At 44.5% G+C, this 17,176-nt stretch carries 16 protein-coding genes; 6 read left to right on the forward strand and 10 right to left on the reverse strand.

The window, feature by feature from the left end; all coding sequences use genetic code 11:
- Positions 1-27: 27 nt before the first annotated feature.
- Positions 28-204, reverse strand: a complete 177-nt coding sequence (locus tag OCV54_RS00665; RefSeq protein ID WP_022215981.1) for a DUF6472 family protein — start codon at positions 202-204, stop codon at positions 28-30.
- Between the two features lie 174 nt (positions 205-378).
- On the opposite strand from OCV54_RS00665, the gene OCV54_RS00670 reads away from it, so the two are divergent.
- The gene (locus OCV54_RS00670; protein WP_022215982.1) at positions 379-1,653 is read left to right on the forward strand and encodes a transglutaminase domain-containing protein; all 1,275 of its coding nucleotides are present in this window, start codon (positions 379-381) and stop codon (positions 1,651-1,653) included.
- A 98-nt stretch (positions 1,654-1,751) separates the two neighbouring features.
- On the opposite strand, the gene OCV54_RS00675 is transcribed toward OCV54_RS00670, so the two are convergent.
- Positions 1,752-2,669, reverse strand: coding sequence for an immunoglobulin-like domain-containing protein (locus OCV54_RS00675; RefSeq protein ID WP_022215983.1), 918 nt, complete (start codon positions 2,667-2,669; stop codon positions 1,752-1,754).
- Positions 2,670-2,816: 147 nt separating this feature from the next.
- On the opposite strand from OCV54_RS00675, the gene OCV54_RS00680 reads away from it, so the two are divergent.
- Positions 2,817-4,172 carry a citrate synthase gene (locus OCV54_RS00680; protein ID WP_055222320.1) on the forward strand — a complete coding sequence of 452 codons (1,356 nt, stop codon included), beginning with the start codon at positions 2,817-2,819 and terminating at the stop codon, positions 4,170-4,172.
- Between the two features lie 6 nt (positions 4,173-4,178).
- Positions 4,179-4,739, forward strand: a complete 561-nt coding sequence (locus OCV54_RS00685; protein WP_055222321.1) for a M48 family metallopeptidase — start codon at positions 4,179-4,181, stop codon at positions 4,737-4,739.
- A 5-nt stretch (positions 4,740-4,744) separates the two neighbouring features.
- On the opposite strand, the gene OCV54_RS00690 is transcribed toward OCV54_RS00685, so the two are convergent.
- The 8 genes from OCV54_RS00690 to OCV54_RS00725 form a co-directional block, all read right to left on the reverse strand.
- On the reverse strand, positions 4,745-5,707 hold the full coding sequence (locus OCV54_RS00690) for a beta-ketoacyl-ACP synthase III (protein ID WP_055222322.1): 963 nt from the start codon (positions 5,705-5,707) through the stop codon (positions 4,745-4,747).
- Positions 5,708-5,740: 33 nt separating this feature from the next.
- The gene (locus OCV54_RS00695; RefSeq protein ID WP_055222323.1) at positions 5,741-6,793 is read right to left on the reverse strand and encodes a glycoside hydrolase family 5 protein; all 1,053 of its coding nucleotides are present in this window, start codon (positions 6,791-6,793) and stop codon (positions 5,741-5,743) included.
- Positions 6,794-6,947: 154 nt separating this feature from the next.
- The gene (locus tag OCV54_RS00700) at positions 6,948-8,684 is read right to left on the reverse strand and encodes an acetyl-CoA carboxylase carboxyl transferase subunit (protein WP_015534523.1); all 1,737 of its coding nucleotides are present in this window, start codon (positions 8,682-8,684) and stop codon (positions 6,948-6,950) included.
- Positions 8,685-8,689: 5 nt separating this feature from the next.
- Complete coding sequence (gene fabF / locus OCV54_RS00705) at positions 8,690-9,928, reverse strand: beta-ketoacyl-ACP synthase II (protein ID WP_055222324.1); 1,239 nt, start codon at positions 9,926-9,928, stop codon at positions 8,690-8,692.
- A 141-nt stretch (positions 9,929-10,069) separates the two neighbouring features.
- On the reverse strand, positions 10,070-10,495 hold the full coding sequence (locus OCV54_RS00710; protein ID WP_015534521.1) for a GtrA family protein: 426 nt from the start codon (positions 10,493-10,495) through the stop codon (positions 10,070-10,072).
- A complete protein-coding gene (locus OCV54_RS00715; RefSeq protein WP_015534520.1) occupies positions 10,482-11,327 on the reverse strand; it encodes a DUF6734 family protein in 846 nt (281 codons plus the stop codon). The genes OCV54_RS00710 and OCV54_RS00715 overlap by 14 nt, the downstream gene beginning before the upstream one ends.
- A 25-nt stretch (positions 11,328-11,352) precedes the next feature.
- Positions 11,353-12,189 (reverse strand): hypothetical protein, encoded by an 837-nt coding sequence (locus OCV54_RS00720; RefSeq protein ID WP_262563182.1) that lies wholly within the window; start codon positions 12,187-12,189, stop codon positions 11,353-11,355.
- Positions 12,190-12,376: 187 nt separating this feature from the next.
- The gene (locus OCV54_RS00725) at positions 12,377-14,167 is read right to left on the reverse strand and encodes a CAP domain-containing protein (RefSeq protein ID WP_055222326.1); all 1,791 of its coding nucleotides are present in this window, start codon (positions 14,165-14,167) and stop codon (positions 12,377-12,379) included.
- A 258-nt stretch (positions 14,168-14,425) separates the two neighbouring features.
- Here OCV54_RS00725 and OCV54_RS00730 point away from each other — a divergent pair, with 258 nt between their 5' ends.
- From OCV54_RS00730 to OCV54_RS00740, 3 genes are all read left to right on the forward strand, one after another.
- Positions 14,426-15,625, forward strand: a complete 1,200-nt coding sequence (locus OCV54_RS00730) for a class I SAM-dependent rRNA methyltransferase (protein ID WP_022215990.1) — start codon at positions 14,426-14,428, stop codon at positions 15,623-15,625.
- A 4-nt stretch (positions 15,626-15,629) separates the two neighbouring features.
- Entirely contained in the window at positions 15,630-16,232 is a 603-nt protein-coding gene (locus tag OCV54_RS00735; RefSeq protein WP_015534517.1) for a transglutaminase domain-containing protein, read from the forward strand.
- A 70-nt stretch (positions 16,233-16,302) separates the two neighbouring features.
- Positions 16,303-16,887 (forward strand): rhomboid family intramembrane serine protease, encoded by a 585-nt coding sequence (locus OCV54_RS00740; RefSeq protein ID WP_022215991.1) that lies wholly within the window; start codon positions 16,303-16,305, stop codon positions 16,885-16,887.
- Positions 16,888-17,176 lie beyond the last annotated feature (289 nt).

The raw sequence follows: 17,176 nt of genomic DNA on the forward strand, positions 1-17,176 counted from the left end.
TGCACATCTCCCGTTTTTCTTCAATCGTCACATCTGATGTCTCACTATCCTGTATTCATCATCCAACTGAAAATACGGACAATTGTCGTAGCCTCTTGCCACAAATCTGGCAAAGTCATCCTCATCCATATTCACCAGGCACTCATAAAAATCATCTTCTTCATCGTACACATAGTGTGCACACATATCGCAACTGGAAGCCATGTGTTTCCTCCTTCCATCCGTTAACCATCAGGTTTTTACTATTATACACATATGCGAAGCAAAATCCAACCGCTTTAACCCATTTTCTCTGGCAATAATAACCATAATGTGTTATTATTGAAGGAAGTATATAAAGGGGCTTTGCATAAGCAAAAGAAGGAGTGTGTTCCAGTTATGAAGAAAAAATTTCTTGTACTGCTGCTTACGCTTACCATGATATTATCATCTTCTCCATATGTCGCAAAGGCGGCGGATACAGATGATAAGGACAGCAGTAACAAAACCGATACCATAGATGGCAGAACTTATTTCTATGACCAGTTTGACAACAGTGCGTACAGAACCGTCTACAAGCAGATCAACGATGCAGCTCAGAAATTCAACGAGTCGACATCCAATGCTTCTTATCAGGACGGCGGATATTACACAGCATTTACATTGTCGGTCAGCAACAAAGACTGGGAAGTTATCGGCAACGATGGAATGGATCAGATCGTCAACGCTGTGCTCGCCGATCATCCTGAGTATTTCTGGATGTCCGACAGCTATCAGTGCAAGCAGGAATCCTCGGGAGAACTCAGATATACAGCTCTCACCATCGAGTGCTATTCACTGTATGCCAACGGAGATACACGTTCCATATACAAGAACAACTTTGACCTGACCGTCAAGAATTATGCAGCTTCTCTGGATGAGAGCGCAAAGGATTACGAGAAGGTATATCTTATACATAATTCGATCATCAACAAAGTTTATTATGCCTCAGATGCAACATCTAAGAGCAAGGACAACATATACGCATACACCGCAGACGGCGTGTTCAACTCCAAGTATCAGTCGGCAGTCACCTACGGATATGCAAAGGCTTTCAAGGCCATTATGGATTACGTTGGTGTGCCATGTCTGTACATTGAGGGACAGAATTCAGATCTTCTGGACGACTCGATGGACACACAGAAGCAGCTCAAAGAAGAGAGTTACATCAACAACTGTGCATGGAATGCCGTTTATCTCGGCGGAGAGTGGTATCTCATCAATCTCGGTCTGGACGATCCTATAACCACAACAGGTAAGGAGGCATTGTCATATACATACTTCAATGTAACCGACGAACAGGCAAGCAACCTTACAGCCATCACATCAAGACTTCCGGGTATACCAAAGTGTACCGGAACAAAGTACTGCCTCTCAAAGGTTCAGGCAGATCTTGAAGCGGATGGACTGTGGGAGAAGTCAAGCTACAACATAATCGACAAGATACTGGACAAATACGGTTTATCCGTAGTCCTCATAAGCATAGGTCTTATCCTGCTTCTGGTGGTAATGCTCATCAAGAACATACACAAGAGCAGATCGAAGAAGAAAAAGGAAAAGGTTAAAAAGACCAAGACAACAGTGGTTGACAACTCAGAGCTGGATGCAGAGCTGAGAAAGCCGCCTATCTCATAAAATACTAAAATCAAAAAGCTCAATGCTTTCGGATTTCATCCCCGTCAGCATTGAGCTTTTTTCTGTCATTTTTCAATATATTTTATTTCGTTCACACCCTACTCATCAAAGTTACTCTTGAGTACATTTACGGTGATCTGTCTGGACGCCTTGTTGCCTGCCCAGTCCTCCGCTGTGAGAGTCACTGTTACGGTTCTCTCCTTGCTTGTGTCCACATCCTGAGAAGCTTTAAGCGAATCCTGCACATCCGGATCCTCATCTGTGACATTGTAATAATCACTCCAGTTTATATCCGTTCCCATAGAAACGTCTATCTCGTCCGGGCCGTCTATGTATGGATTTACCTCGTCAACAACATTTATCACAGCCTTTTTTGTCTTGCTTAACTTTCCACGTCTGATCTTATATTTGATGGTGTACTTACCAAGCTTATCCGGTGCAAATTCTGAGTTGTCATATTCCAGCCTGGCATCATTGCTGTCCGGCTCAATATAGTTTGTTATATCAAATATATCACCCATATTATAATCCGTCTGGATCTGCTTGACCCTGAGCATGCTGGATCTCATGATCATCGTGATCACAAGTGCAAGCACTATTCCAACCACCAGAGCCGCCACGACCATCATTTTCGTATTCAGCTCATATCGCTTCTTTTTATTTCTGCTCTGCGCGGATTTTTTACCGGAACCTGTTGACGATCTGCTATTCGCCGGTCTCCTGGTCTTGCTTCCTGAAGACACGGACTTCACCGACTTTTCAAGTGGACGTCCCGTACTTGTGCGCCTTTTGTCCTGCGCAGTTGCACTTTTCGGACGACTCGCCGATGATAAGTGGCTGCCCGATGCCGGACGATTTCCCGACACAGGACGGCTGCCTGATGCTGACCGACTGCCTGACGCTACTCCCTTGCCCGGCTGTGTCTTTTTCACACTGCTCGTTGTTGCACGGCTCACAGTTCCCTTATGAGCTCCTGCGCTCCCTTTATTCTGCCCCATATCCTGTCTGTCTGCCAATTTATATTACCTCCTAAAACATTTGTCTTAACTTTATTCTCAGTACATTATACATAATATTTTACACCCATACAATCATTTCGGATTGCAATAGTTGTAAATAAGTGAGATAATTCAATGAAGACTTACCTGAAAGGAGTATTATATATGTCAATCAATAATCTTAGTTCATTTACGAAGGAGCGTCTTGGTCTCTGTATTGAGAACGATACCATAGATAACAACCTCTACGAGGAATACGGCGTAAAGCGTGGACTTCGTGATCTGAATGGAATAGGAATAAATGCCGGCATCACCAACATTTCACTAAGCCGGGCGTATACAATGGAGGACGGAAAGCATACTCCTGCTGACGGTGAATTATATTACAGAGGTTACGAGATCCGCCAGTTGATAGACGGATTTACAAAGGAAGGACGATTCGGTTTCGAGGAGTGTACATATCTGTTACTGTTTGGAAAGCTTCCGGACGAGAATGAGCTTGCCAAGTTCAAACAGGTCCTCAACCTTGCATACGACCTTCCACACAACTTTATACAAGATGTCATAATGAAGAACCCTACCAAGGATATCATTTCAAATATGACCAAGAGTATCCTTGCCCTCGGATCATACGATAAGTCTGAGACGGATATATCTCTGGACAACGTTCTTCAGCAGTGTCTTATGATAATAAGTGTATTCCCAAGACTCGCTGTATATTCTTTCCAGGGATACAGACATTATGAGCTTGGCAAGAGCTGTTATATACACAAGCCGGATCCTGAGCTTTCATTTGCAGAGAATATCCTGAGCATGCTCCGTTCAGACAGAAAGTACACACAGCTTGAGGCAAAGGTTCTCGATCTTGCCCTTGTTCTCCACATGGAACACGGAGGCGGAAGCAACTCTACGTTTACAACACGTGTTGTTACATCATCTGGCTCAGATACATACGCCACAGTCGCAGCAGCACTCTGCTCACTCAAAGGACCGCTCAACGGCGGTGGAGACCTCAAGGTCATGGAGATGATGAAGAACATACACTGCAATGTCGAGGATATTACGGACGAGGAGCAGATCCGTGAGTACATCAGGAAGATCGTGCGCGGCGAAGCATTTGACAAATCGGGCGTGGTATACGGAATGGGCCAGCCTGTATACTCTCTGTCAGATCCAAGAGCTGTCATTATCAAGGAGTATGTAGAAAAGCTCGCCGAGGAGAAGCACGAGAAGGACGAATTCAAATTATACGAGCTCATAGAGCGCATCGCACCTGAGGTCATTGCCGAGGAGCGCAAGATCTACAAGGGTGTGTGCATCAACATAGATTACTATTGCGGATTGTTATACAAGATGCTCAAGATCCCTTACGCCCTCTACACACCACTATTTGCCATTGGCCGAGTGGTTGGATGGAGTGCGCATCGTATGGAGGAGCTGATCAACAGCTACAAGATAATGCGTCCGGCTTATCCAAGTCTTGTAGAGCCTAAGGACTACGTACCTATCAAAGACAGGTAATATGCCATGAACAATTCTGATAAATTCGAATATTCTGTCGTCAGGAGCAGGCGCAAATCTATCTGTATCGAGATAGACAGAGACCTCAACATAAAGGTTCGTGCGCCCCTCAGAATGACCGACAGTCAGATCCAAAGCTTTGTGGATTCCAGACAAAACTGGATCCGCAGCCATCTGGAAATCATGCAGAAAAGAATTTCCAATATGTCAGACGAAAAAAATCCAAGCACTGCCCTGACAGATGCCGATATAAAGGCACTGTCAGAACAGGCTCGGATATATATTCCTTCACGTGTAGAACATTTTGCTCAGATAATAGGCGTGACCTACGGAAGGATCACCATCAGGCATCAGAAGACCCGCTGGGGAAGCTGCAGCTCCTCCGGTAACCTGAATTTCAACTGTGCACTGATGAACACCACTCCCGAAATCATAGACTACGTGGTAGTCCACGAGCTGTGTCACAGAAAGCAGATGAACCACTCCGCACTTTTCTGGGCCGAGGTAGAAAAAATACTCCCAAACTACAAGGAGCTCCGTTCCGCCCTCAAAAATTACAGGTGTTAAAGCCTCTACCACTCCATAACCACAGCGCCGTATGTGAGCCCTGCGCCGAATGCCGACATGGCGATCTTGTCGCCGCGCTTCAGGCCGTGCTCCCTCACGAGCTGGTCGAGAAGTACAGGTACACTCGCCGCAGACATATTTCCTGTGTAGTCGAGAGTCGTAGGGAACTTCTCAAGCGGTGCCTTAAGTCTCTTGGCAACAGATTCAATAATTCTTACATTTGCCTGGTGGAGTACGAAGTAATCCACATCGTCGACGGTCATTCCAGCCTTGTCAAGAGCCTCCTGGAGGCACTTAGGACACTGTCTCACCGCAAACTTGTACACCTCCTGTCCATCCATATACAGATAGTCATGATTGATCTCATCTTTTACAAATATATTGTTGGTCTTTCTGCTCTCGCAGTTTAGCACCATACCCTTCTTGCCGATTGAACCCTGGACAATGCTTATGATTCCCTTGTCAGACTCCTCTATATAAGCGGCACCTGCGCCATCTCCAAACAATACGCATGTACCTCTGTCATTCCAGTCAAGTATCTTTGACAGCGTCTCCGAACCTATTACAAGAGCATTCTTCACAAACCCTGTCTCTATATACATCTTTGCAACATTGAGGGCAAATACAAAGCCCGAGCATGCCGCATTCACATCAAACGCAATCGCCTTATCCGCACCTATAGCCGCCTGAACCTGACACGCCCCGCTTGGTGTGTAATAATCCGGAGTGACTGTGGCAAGCACTATAAGCTCCACATTCTCTGCGGACTTCCCTGCCATCTCAAGTGCCCTCTCAGCAGCCTCAGCAGCCATGCTCGTCGTCGTCTCCTTAACAGCTATTCTTCTGTTCTTTATACCTGTTCTTGAAGATATCCACTCATCAGATGTATCAACATACTTTGCAAGCTCATCATTTGATACCTCTTTCTCCGCAAGGCAGCTTCCTGTTCCTAATATTCTGATTGCCATTATATATTTTCTCCCTTTTATCCGTTATTCTCTTTATTCTTCCTTGTCTCCAAGCAGCTCAGTCACATACTCGCCCCATTTTGTGAGTTTCTTATATCCCTTAGTAAACATGGATGGCTCCACCGTATCGTCATATCCAACTGCAATCCATCCTATATCATGCTTTTCCAGATATCTGGTAAATTTTATTCCAAATACATTTCTGGTGCCCTTCAGCTTCTCATTCTTGACCTCGATATCATCGTCTGCATATCCCCACTCTGTCACTATAAGAGGATAACTTGTCACATAGCCCGACAGGAACTTCTGCCAGAACACCTTGTCCGGATAAACATGAACAGAGAACGCAGTATTGTCATTCTTCACGCCGAGCTCGTCAAGCCATCCGAGATCATAACAGTAATCCGGACTTCCAACGATTATAAGCTGCTTTGCGCCGGCATCCCTTATAACTCCTATAAGGCTCTCCGCGCATCTCTTCCACTCTGAATCACTCATGCCAACCGGCTCATTGTATATCTCAAATATAACATTTGGAGTGTTCTTGAAATAATCCGCAATGTTCTTCCAGAATTCAGCAGAATAATCCAGCGGATTCTCGTCGAGATCCGGCATCTCATCCCCGGAACCATCTATCGGGTTACCTGTATAATCCCAGTCGAGAATAACATAGTTATCGTTCTCTCCGGCCCAGGTAACTATGCGGTCAAGATATCTCCACATATAGTAATCGTCATTCTTGTACTCCACAGGGCTTATTGGCACCCTTATGGCATTACCACCCTTGGCAAATACATCCTTGTAGAAATCCTCATTAAACTTCTTCTCCTCATACAGACTGCGCGACTCTGGAACCATCACACCCTTGAGAACAACCTGTTCTCCGTCTGCATTCAGGATCTGAGTCCCCTTCGCTGTAAGCATGGTAGGATATTTGTCTGTATCACCGATAAATTCTGCACGTGTTCCCACAGGTGTCAGCAAATCCTGCTCCTTGCCCCGCAGGTACATCACGTACCATATGATTGCTGCCGCAATGATGGCGGCCACGATAACTATCAAAGTAACCTTTATCTGTTTCTTCATAAACGCTCCTCCAATTCAAGCTGTATCTTCAGCCATATACATAAAGTTTACCAAAAAAACACCATCACTTCAACATATGCATGAATAAAAGGCATTCCCCGTGAGATAAATTTCTCACTTGAGAAATGCCTTTCATCTATAGTATATCTGTGATCTACAGATTTCTGAATCTGTCGTATCTGTCCTGTGCGATCTCCTCAGGAGTCTTGTCTGAATACTTCTTGAGGAATTCCTTAATGTTCATCTTAAGGTACTTGCCTATATATGGAACTGACTGCTCATCTGCTCCGCCGTACTCAGGTACGACCTGCTCGATAACGTTCAGTCTCTTGAGATCCTGCGCTGTAATCTGCATAACTTCTGCAGCCTCCTCAGCTCTGTTGCTGTCCTTCCAGAGGATAGACGCATATCCCTCAGGTGAAAGGATTGAGTATGTCGCATTCTCAAGCATCCATACCTCATTGCCGACTGCAAGGGCAAGTGCTCCACCGCTTCCGCCTTCTCCGATAAGGATACAGAGTACAGGAACCTTGAGTGATGACATCTCATAGAGATTTCTCGCTATGGCTTCACCCATTCCTCGCTCCTCAGCCTCAAGTCCACAGAACGCACCCGGTGTATTTACAAATGTAATGATAGGTCTGCCGAACTTCTCAGCCTGCTTCATCAGACGAAGAGCCTTTCTGTAGCCATCAGGAAGAGGCATACCAAAGTTTCTCTCCATGCACTCTGCCATGGAAGCTCCCTTGACCTGTGATATAACTGTTACAGGCTGTCCATCTATATGACCGATACCACCCACAATGGCTCTGTCATCATTCATGGTTCTATCTCCGTGGATCTCACGGAAATCATCGCATATATACTTCACATAGTCGAAACCTGAAGGTCTGCTCATCTGACGAGCACCTCTGAGCTTCTCCCACGGAGTCTTAGGCTCGTCATCCTTGAGTCTCTCCTTGAGGATCTCGCTTATGTCAAATTTCTCATCTTCAACAGCACTGTCAAAGTTAGCATAGCCCTGTCTCTGCTTATGTGTGACGATGAGATCATACATTGTGTCCTTCATCTTGTCTCTTGTGATTATGCCATCTATGATACCATGCTCAACAAGGAACTCTGATCTCTGGAAGCCCTCTGGAAGCTCCTGACCAATAGTCTGCTTGATAACTCGTGGTCCTGCAAATCCTACGAGCGCACCTGGCTCTCCAAGGATAATATCTCCAAGCATTGCAAAGCTGGCTGTAACACCACCTGTTGTAGGATCTGTAAGAATAGATACATACAGAAGTCCTGCATCAGAATGTTTCTTGAATGCAGCGGATGTCTTGGCCATCTGCATCAGAGAAATGATTCCCTCCTGCATACGTGCACCGCCTGAACAGCAGAACATGAATACCGGAAGCTTCTCCTCTGTAGCCTTCTCGACAGCTCTGGCAATCTTCTCACCCACAACATATCCCATGCTGCTCATGAGGAATCTTGCATCACATACACCAACTACAGCAGGCTCACCATTGATGGTTGCCTTTCCTATAGTAACAGCCTCCTTGAGGTTTGTCTTGGCCTGTGCAGCCGCAACCTTATCCTCATAGCCCTCTGTTCCAAGAGGATTTGAGCTTGGCATATCCTCAAACCATGGCTCAAATGACTTTGGATCTGTGACCATTCTTATTCTGTTCTTGGTCTTAACTCTGAAGTAAGAACCGCACTCATAACAAATGTACTTTGCGTTCTTCACTCTTTCCTTCTCAACTTCTCTTCCGCACTTAGGGCACTTTACAAGCTCCACCTTTGGTGCTTCCTGAATTCCCTCAGCAGCCTTTGCCTCCTCTGCAGCCTTTGCTGCAATTATCTCGGCATCCTTTGCCTTTTTTTTGATAAATAACATAATATTTACTGCTCCTTATACTTCTGTAAGACGATACATGCATTGTGTCCGCCAAATCCAAGTGAGTTGCTGATCGCAACATCAACGTCCATCTCGCATGGCTCCTTACAATAATCCAGATCAAGCTCCTCCTCGCTCTCCACAAGGCCTCTTGTTCTGTGGATATAACCTTCCTCTATACTCTTGACACAGGCAATACACTCGATGGCTCCTGCTGCACCGAGAAGATGTCCTGTCATAGACTTTGTTGAATTGATCTTGATGTCCTTTGCGTGATCGCCAAATGCCTTCTTGATAGCACGTGTCTCAACAAGATCGTTCAGATGTGTGCTTGTACCATGAGCATTGATGTACTGAACCGCATCAAGTGGAAGTCCTGCATCCTTAACCGCATTGGTCATGGCAACTGCTGGTCCCTCACCTGACTCCTCAGGTGCTGTGATGTGGTGTGCATCACTTGAACATCCGTAACCTGAAAGCTCTGCGTAGATCTTTGCACCTCTTGCCTTTGCGTGCTCAAGCTCCTCAAGAATAACAATACCTGCACCCTCACCGAGAACGAATCCGCTTCTGTCCTTATCAAATGGAATAGAACATCTGTCTGGATCTGTTGATGATGTAAGTGCTGTAAGTGAATCAAATGTTGATATACCGATAGGTGTAACTGCTGCCTCACATCCGCCGGCTACCATGACATCAGTGTCTCCGTACTGGATCGTTCTGAATGCCTCACCGATACTGTTTGTTCCTGAAGCACATGCTGTTACAACATCTATACTCTTGCCCTTGAGACCAAACTGGATCGCAACGTTACCTGCTGCGATGTTGCTGATCATCATAGGAACTACGAATGGACTTACACGAAGTGGTCCCTTTGTAAGTATGGTTCCATATGCGTTCTCAAGCTCCTGAAGTGAACCAACACCTGAACCAATACATGTACCAACTCTGTAAGCATCTTCCTTTGTCATATCAAGTCCTGAATCTGCCATAGCCTCCTGGGTTGCCTTCACAGCAAACTGTGTGAATCTAGCCATACGTCTTGCAGACTTTGGATCAATGTAGTCCTTTGCTACAAAGTTCTTAACCTCGCCGACAAGCTTGCACTTGTATGCTGAAGCGTCAAACTGTGTAATAGGTCCGAAGCCATGCTTTCCTTCCTTAAGTGAATCCCAATACTCGTCAACTGTATTGCCGACTGGAGTTATGGCTCCTATGCCTGTTATTACTACTCTCTTCTTCATACTTATCTCCTTGCATTACTTATTCTGCTTTTTATACATATTTAACCATTCAATTATACTCCAACTGTCAAATGTTTGGAAGTAATTGTGTCCATGTTTTTCTATAAAATTTCGATAAACATTCGCATTTATACATATCTCTTACAGTTTTTCCTTTATCTTTCTGAATATAAACTTCTTGCTTATATAATAATTGAGGAATATCACCAGCACTGATGTGAACGTCTTTATGCCCATCGCCCACAGGTGAAGCCTGTCAACCAGTATATAAATCAGGCCCTCCTCCACCACCAGTGTGAACACCCTGCTCACGTAGAATGACACCAGTTCTTTTATGAACTCCCACGCAGTCTCTGCGACAGTGTGGAACACCGATTTTCTATTTGTTATGAATGACACAAAATTGTACAGTATCCATGCCAGGAAGTTGGCCCTGACAGGTTCTATCCCGCATTTGTACATAAATATCCAGGCGGAGCCAAGATTTACCGCTCCCACGACAATTCCCCACAGTATATATATGTATATCTCCCTGGGTATCTTCTTCAGCACTTTATCTACAAACATGTAACTCCCTTATAACATCCGCCTCTTCCGGAAACTCCCGCTCTATCCGCTCGCAGAGACGTCCGTTAAACTCAACCCTTTTCCCATAGTTAAACTTCAGAATATTCTTATATCCCCACAAATGTGTGAACACATCCTGTCTCTCTATATCCGCCGCCTCAGGAAAAAATGAAGCAATGATCTTTCCCTTTCTCGCAGCACACATCGCAAGCAGTCTCTGCTCCGCAAATACCATGTGGCACAGATTTTCCTCAGTCTCCCTACAATTCTCCATAAATTGTATGGAGCTGTCCACATAATAGTTCTTAAATTGCTCCTTAGCCATATATAGCATACAGGTATTTACCGGCGGAACATCCCAGCTCCACAGGGGATCAAAGCTGTACGAACTGTCCATATTGAAGAAGTCCCTGCCGGGATATACATCCGGATATATTCCTTCTCTGTGTATTGCACAAATATCCGTCCCCGCTATGTATTCCCCTATATTCTTCCACACTATAAGGTCCAGATCCACCATGACCGCCGGCATATGCGCCGCCTTAAGCGCATACAGCTTGCCCGCAGCCCAGAACACTCCCGGGGATATGCTGTCAGGAACCTGTATCTCTTTTATACCGCCATTCCATATATGCGACAATCCCTGTCCCTCAACATAATCAATGGCCCTTGCATCACCGTAAAGTGTGATAGGGCCATTCATTTTTCTCCACATAAGAGCAGACAGGATCATGGTCAAAAGCTCATAATCCTGCATGCTGTAAGTGTCATCTTTACTTTTCTCAAAATAAGGAGCAGTCCACAATATGTGGAATCCCTCTATATCCTTCATATATCCTCCAAGATCCGGTCATGTACTAGATCAGATCCAGTCCATATCCAAACTTAGCATTGCCACCAATCCGGCTGGTCGGTCTTCTGCTTCTGTTGATAAGCTGCCACTCCTGAGGGAACTCAACCATCAGCTCCTGGCTTGTTCTGATTGAATCCATACTGTCCTGTGGCTGCTGTGTGTCACTTTCAAGCACCATCGGCATATTTTTTATCCGCTGGCTGCCAAACACTCTGTACTGGCTTCCCGCCAGGTATCTGAAGCCTCCCTGACTTCCAAACAGCAGTCTCATCTGACTGCCATTCCACCGGAACCGCTGACTTCCTATCATTCTATACTGGCTACCCGCCAGGTATCTGAAGCCTCCCTGACTACCGAATAACTGTCTCATCCGGCTGCCATTCCACTGAAAACGCTGGCTTCCTGTCATTCCACTCTGACTTCCCATCAAAAGCTTCTGGCTTCCAGTATCCACAGTCTGTTTCGCAGCTTCGCATCCAAGCTCTTCGTATCTGTCCTCAAAAGGGATCAGAACTCCACCGCCGAATTCCACACTGAAAGGTCTGCCGTCCATCATGACATATGTCCTGTAAGGATACAGTCTGCCATTCTGCGCTATCAACTTCATATATACCGGCAATCCACTGTCGAGCCTGTGGAATCTGTACGCCTGCGGTGTGGTTGCTTTGACGAAATATCCTCCCGCCGGCAGTGAATATCCAAGCACTGCCTCAAGCTCACCATCCCATTCAATATATACTCCGAATTCTCCAGTCTGGGCATCATAATTTCTGAGGTCAAAATATGCCTTTCCCGTGACAAAAGGAAGCATCCTGGCTATTCTATTGTCAAATAGTGCCACACTCTCGCCGGCACCTCTATTTAAAGACGAATATATGAAACCCACACACAATCTCCATTCCCAAACTAGCCAAATTCTATATCCGACTATTTGCCTTATACTATGTATGGTACTCTATTTCTCCATATAATTCAATTTAATTTGAGGGATTTAACAGTCTTATTTTCCACTAATTTCCTAATTAAAATTACTTGCCAAATGTAAGGACATAATATCTCTTATATCCCTGTTTATCATTTTTGAGAGCCACAAATACTGCAACGCCCATGGTCTTGTATGTAGTATTCAGCATATTGCTGTCATGTGCGGTCGACTTGGACCATGCTCTGAATACGAGATCTCCACCACTGAAACCACATGCAAGATTCTCTCCGTACAACTCGTACATGGAGTTGAGACACAGTGTTCCATTTGGTCTGTAATGGCTGTACTTGTTGCTTATCTCCTTTGCTCTTGTGGTAGCGGTCTCTGTCAGAGATGTTGACACCTTAAGGCTTGAAAGTCCATTTTCTGCACGATGCTGGTTGACCATCTTACTCAGCCTGTTTGCCGCGCCTATATCATAATATCCATATACTCTTGTCTTTCTGCCCTTACCAAGATCGATAGTGTAATATCTCTTGACCGAGAGATCGTACTCTCTCTTATATACAACGCCTCTTCTGTTGACATATGCTATGTAGCCATCGGCTGTCTTATACTTTCCAGCCTTTACAACTCGCTTTGCAGCGCTGTTGAAATAGTAATTGGCATTTCCGATCTTCATTATGAGCTTCTTTGCAGGCTTCCACTTTCTGCCTGTAAACTTGTATGCCTTCTTGGTGCTGTTGTTATAGCTCATTGTGGCTACGCCTTTAGAGCCGAAATAATATCTGCTGCGGTAGACAGTCTTCCACATATTTTTCTTCTGCACCCATGTGTTCTTCGAGTAATCAAAGTCGTATACCTTCTTTGTACCCTTCTGATCTGTATATCTTGAGGTAACATATCCGCCGTCACATACGTAGTAAGCGGTACTTCCATTTACCTTCTTCCATCCTGATGATGTACGTCTGTTTCCATTTGCATCATAGAAGTAGTATCTGCTTCCGTTGAGCTTGTCGATCACATTTGAGACTCTCTTGTATGACTTGCTGCTTGATATGTATCTGTACAATATATTCGATGCCTGATCATACAGAATGGTACATGTGCCTGATCCATCAAAATACATCAGCTTTCTGCCTGTATTCTTCCACAGGTTCTTGTTCATATCCCAGCTCTTCTTTGAATCGTTAAATGAATACTTTCTGAAAATGCCTGATGCCTTGTAGATCCTCTCCTTTACATAGTGGGATCCACCGCCTGTTACAAATACCATATTGTCATAATTTATATGATACCAACCGCCCTTTGTGACCTTGTCACCATTTGAATTGAAATAATATGTTCTGCCATCGTTGAGAATAAGCATCTGGTTCTTCACCTGGACAAGCTTGCCGCTGCTCAGTGACTTTGCCTTCTTGCTGCTATTATCGTATATCTTTTCACACAGTCCGGAATTGTTCAGATAATAGAGAACGTTATCCACTGTCTGCCACTCGTTCTTGCAGATCGTCCAGTCCTTTGAATCAGCGCTGAATCTGTATATCTTGATGGTATCGCCAGAACGTGTAAACTTCATAGCTGCCACGCCATTTTCATCTATAAGATATCTGGTGCCATCATCGGCATCTATCCAGCCTGCAGTTTTCTGCACTTCACCATTAACATAATATCTGAAGTAACCATCCTCATCCTGTATCACTCCACTCTGAACTACATCTGATGCTGTGGCCAGAACTGCCGTGCCGTCAGCTCCCATCTCATCTGCCTGTGTCACCACATTTGTAGAAAAAATCACAATAGCCAATACAGCAATCGCCATAAGACTGCCTATAACTTTTGCCGCCATCAGGCTCTTTTCTCTCTTTGCAATATTAGTCTTCATTGTAGACATCTTTACTGTCCTCCTTTTTATTAAGCATCAGTTTCCGCAGGGAATCTGATGTTTGTGTGCATTCTGCTACGCTCGTAGTATACACGTGTTACATATTTTTTACAAGTATAACTTTTTTACAAGTTTTTTGTTACAAATGTGTTAAGCTGCCCCATCTTGGATTATTTGTCTACATATGGTAAAATAAATCCGCAAAATTCAAAAATAGACAACGAAAAATGTCTGCCAACGGCAGTACAGAGAAAGGATACATATATTATGGGAGCTATTGTTACATTAAAAAAGGGAGAGGGACGACTTCTGAAGTCCGGAGGAGCATGGATATTTGACAATGAGGTCGACACCATAGTCGGCAGCTTTGAGAACGGCGACATCGTCATAGTAAAGGACTTCGACGGTTATCCACTCGGCAAAGGATTCATAAATACCAACTCCAAGATCTTCATCCGCATGCTCACAAGACATGTGGACACCGAGATCGACGAGGCATTCTTCACAAAGAGACTTCAGGATGCATGGGATTACCGCAAGAAAACCGTCGACACCAGTAGCTGCCGTGTCGTATTTGGCGAGGCTGATTTTCTGCCGGGAATCGTCATTGACAAGTTTGAAAACGTGCTTGTTGTCGAATCACTGGCACTCGGCATCGACAAAGTTAAAAATTTGTTAATAAATATTTTAAAAAATATACTTAAAAATGATGGTATAATAATCGAGGGTGTTTATGAACGAAGCGATGCAAAAGTCAGAAAACACGAGGGGATGGATACCTATAAAGGGTTTATTGGTGACGAATTTAACACAAAGGTTCATATAAATGAAAATGGCGTTCGATATATTGTTGATGTGAAAGACGGTCAGAAGACCGGATTCTTTCTGGATCAGAAGTATAATCGTCTTGCTATTCAGAGAATATGTAAAGATGCAAAGGTTCTTGATTGCTTTACACACACAGGCTCCTTTGCTCTAAACGCAGGCATAGCCGGTGCTTCCAGCGTTTTGGGAGTAGACGCTTCAGAACTTGCTATTGCCCAGGCCAGAGAAAATGCAGCGCTCAACGGATTGGAGAGCACTGTCTCTTTTGAGTGCAGAGATGTATTTGATCTTCTTCCTGAACTGGAATCAAAAGGCGAACAGTTTGACGTTGTCATACTTGACCCGCCGGCATTCACAAAATCAAGAAATTCAATAAAGAACGCAGTCAAAGGCTATCGCGAGATTAATCTGCGTGCTATGAAACTCGTAAGGGATGGTGGATTCCTTGCAACTTGTTCATGTTCACATTTTATGGATTTCGAGTTATTTACCAAGACCATAAAACAGGCCGCCATGAATTCACATGTAAGACTTCGCCAGGTAGAGTTCCGCACACAGGCTCCTGATCACCCAATATTATGGGCTGCAGATGAATCTTATTATCTGAAGTTCTACATATTCCAAGTAATAAAGGAGAGATGACACAATGCAACTAATTCAGAGAAATAAGGATTCAGCATATTTGCAATACGACAAGTATGTAAATTATGACAATCCTATCGTCGCTGCAAAGGCAAAGGAACTTGCTGCAGATTGCAAGAGCAGTGATGAGATCATACAGGCATGTTACTATTTTGTCCGGGATAGGATTTCTCACACATATGACAGCAACTTTTCAGTAATAACTATCAGCGCTTCCGATGTACTGGAAGCCAGCACGGGCATCAGCTATTCAAAGGCCAATTTGCTGGCAGCACTGCTTCGTGCCAACAACTTATATACAGGATTCTGCTATATCCGTATCAAGCACAAGGGCGGACTTATGGCTATGCATGCACTTAATGCGGTATATCACCCGGATCTCAAGAAGTGGATACGTCTTGATGCCCGTGGCAATAAATACGGCGGTTTCAACGCCGATTACACACATAATGAGACTCAGATGGGACATGTGATTGATTCAGCAGCCGGAGAGTATGAGTTCAACGACCTCATCGCCGTACCGCTTCCATCAACCATGAGGGTTCTCGAACAGAGTACCAACTTCTACAAGATGTACTTTAACGATATGCCAGATTATGACGCTTAAAAAAATATTACCAGCGGATGACCGCTGGTAATATTTTTCTATACTATATGAATAAGAGGGGAACCGATCCATGTCAAAGACAAAATCCAAAACCATATTAAGAATATCCTTTAACTCACCTGTGGTACTTACATTTGCACTCATTTGTCTGGGAGCTTATCTCCTGAATATCCTCACAGGCGGCAAAAGTAACTTTCTTCTATTTGAAGTATACAGAGCTCCTCTCACCGATCCTTTAACCTACGTCCGCATGTTTGCCCATGTGTTTGGTCACGCAAGCTGGAGTCACCTTATCAACAACATGACTCTGCTGCTTGTGATCGGTCCACTACTTGAGGAAAAATACGGCTCAAAGGATCTGCTCATCGTAACCATCACCACCGCACTGGTGACAGGAATCGTGCATTTTATATTCTTCCCTGGTACAGCATTGCTCGGCGCCAGCGGAGTGGTATTCGCATACATTCTTCTGTCTTCTTTTGCATGTATAAAGGACGGCTCCATACCGCTCACCTTCATACTTGTTGCAGTGCTTTATATCGGCGGACAGGTGGCTGACGGAGTGTTTGTGAAGGACAATGTGTCGAATCTCACCCACATTATCGGGGGGATTATCGGAGCGTTCTTCGGGTATATCTCAAATGTCAGGAGATGATCTGACGAACGGACGGATGACATACTCTCCAGGGACAGAAATTGGGTCTCTATATATGTAATCACGCTCGACTTACCTCACTTTGCTTTGCTTATATCTGCACGCGGCTCCCGCTCGCTATAAGGGCGTTGCGAGCTCCGCCTTAGCAATAAGCAGCAAAGTTCAGGCGTCTTCGCTACCGATTACATATATAGAGACCCAATTTTTATATCCCTGGAGAGTATGTCATCCTGATCTTGTTGGATATATACTTTTCAGATCATTCTCCTGACATATTTCGATAAGAATT

The organism is Coprococcus aceti, from assembly GCF_025567285.1.
GTDB lineage: Bacteria > Bacillota > Clostridia > Lachnospirales > Lachnospiraceae > Coprococcus > Coprococcus aceti.

Bases quoted from the DNA above. Each gene is read 5' to 3' on its own strand.
- OCV54_RS00665 (WP_022215981.1), bottom strand. From the start codon at position 204: ATGGCTTCCAGTTGCGATATGTGTGCACACTATGTGTACGATGAAGAA.
- OCV54_RS00670 (WP_022215982.1), top strand. From the start codon at position 379: ATGAAGAAAAAATTTCTTGTACTGCTGCTTACGCTTACCATGATATTA.
- OCV54_RS00680 (WP_055222320.1), top strand. From the start codon at position 2,817: ATGTCAATCAATAATCTTAGTTCATTTACGAAGGAGCGTCTTGGTCTC.
- OCV54_RS00685 (WP_055222321.1), top strand. From the start codon at position 4,179: ATGAACAATTCTGATAAATTCGAATATTCTGTCGTCAGGAGCAGGCGC.
- OCV54_RS00690 (WP_055222322.1), bottom strand. From the start codon at position 5,707: ATGGCAATCAGAATATTAGGAACAGGAAGCTGCCTTGCGGAGAAAGAG.
- OCV54_RS00695 (WP_055222323.1), bottom strand. From the start codon at position 6,793: ATGAAGAAACAGATAAAGGTTACTTTGATAGTTATCGTGGCCGCCATC.
- OCV54_RS00700 (WP_015534523.1), bottom strand. From the start codon at position 8,684: ATGTTATTTATCAAAAAAAAGGCAAAGGATGCCGAGATAATTGCAGCA.
- fabF (WP_055222324.1), bottom strand. From the start codon at position 9,928: ATGAAGAAGAGAGTAGTAATAACAGGCATAGGAGCCATAACTCCAGTC.
- OCV54_RS00710 (WP_015534521.1), bottom strand. From the start codon at position 10,495: ATGTTTGTAGATAAAGTGCTGAAGAAGATACCCAGGGAGATATACATA.
- OCV54_RS00715 (WP_015534520.1), bottom strand. From the start codon at position 11,327: ATGAAGGATATAGAGGGATTCCACATATTGTGGACTGCTCCTTATTTT.
- OCV54_RS00725 (WP_055222326.1), bottom strand. From the start codon at position 14,167: ATGTCTACAATGAAGACTAATATTGCAAAGAGAGAAAAGAGCCTGATG.
- OCV54_RS00730 (WP_022215990.1), top strand. From the start codon at position 14,426: ATGGGAGCTATTGTTACATTAAAAAAGGGAGAGGGACGACTTCTGAAG.
- OCV54_RS00735 (WP_015534517.1), top strand. From the start codon at position 15,630: ATGCAACTAATTCAGAGAAATAAGGATTCAGCATATTTGCAATACGAC.
- OCV54_RS00740 (WP_022215991.1), top strand. From the start codon at position 16,303: ATGTCAAAGACAAAATCCAAAACCATATTAAGAATATCCTTTAACTCA.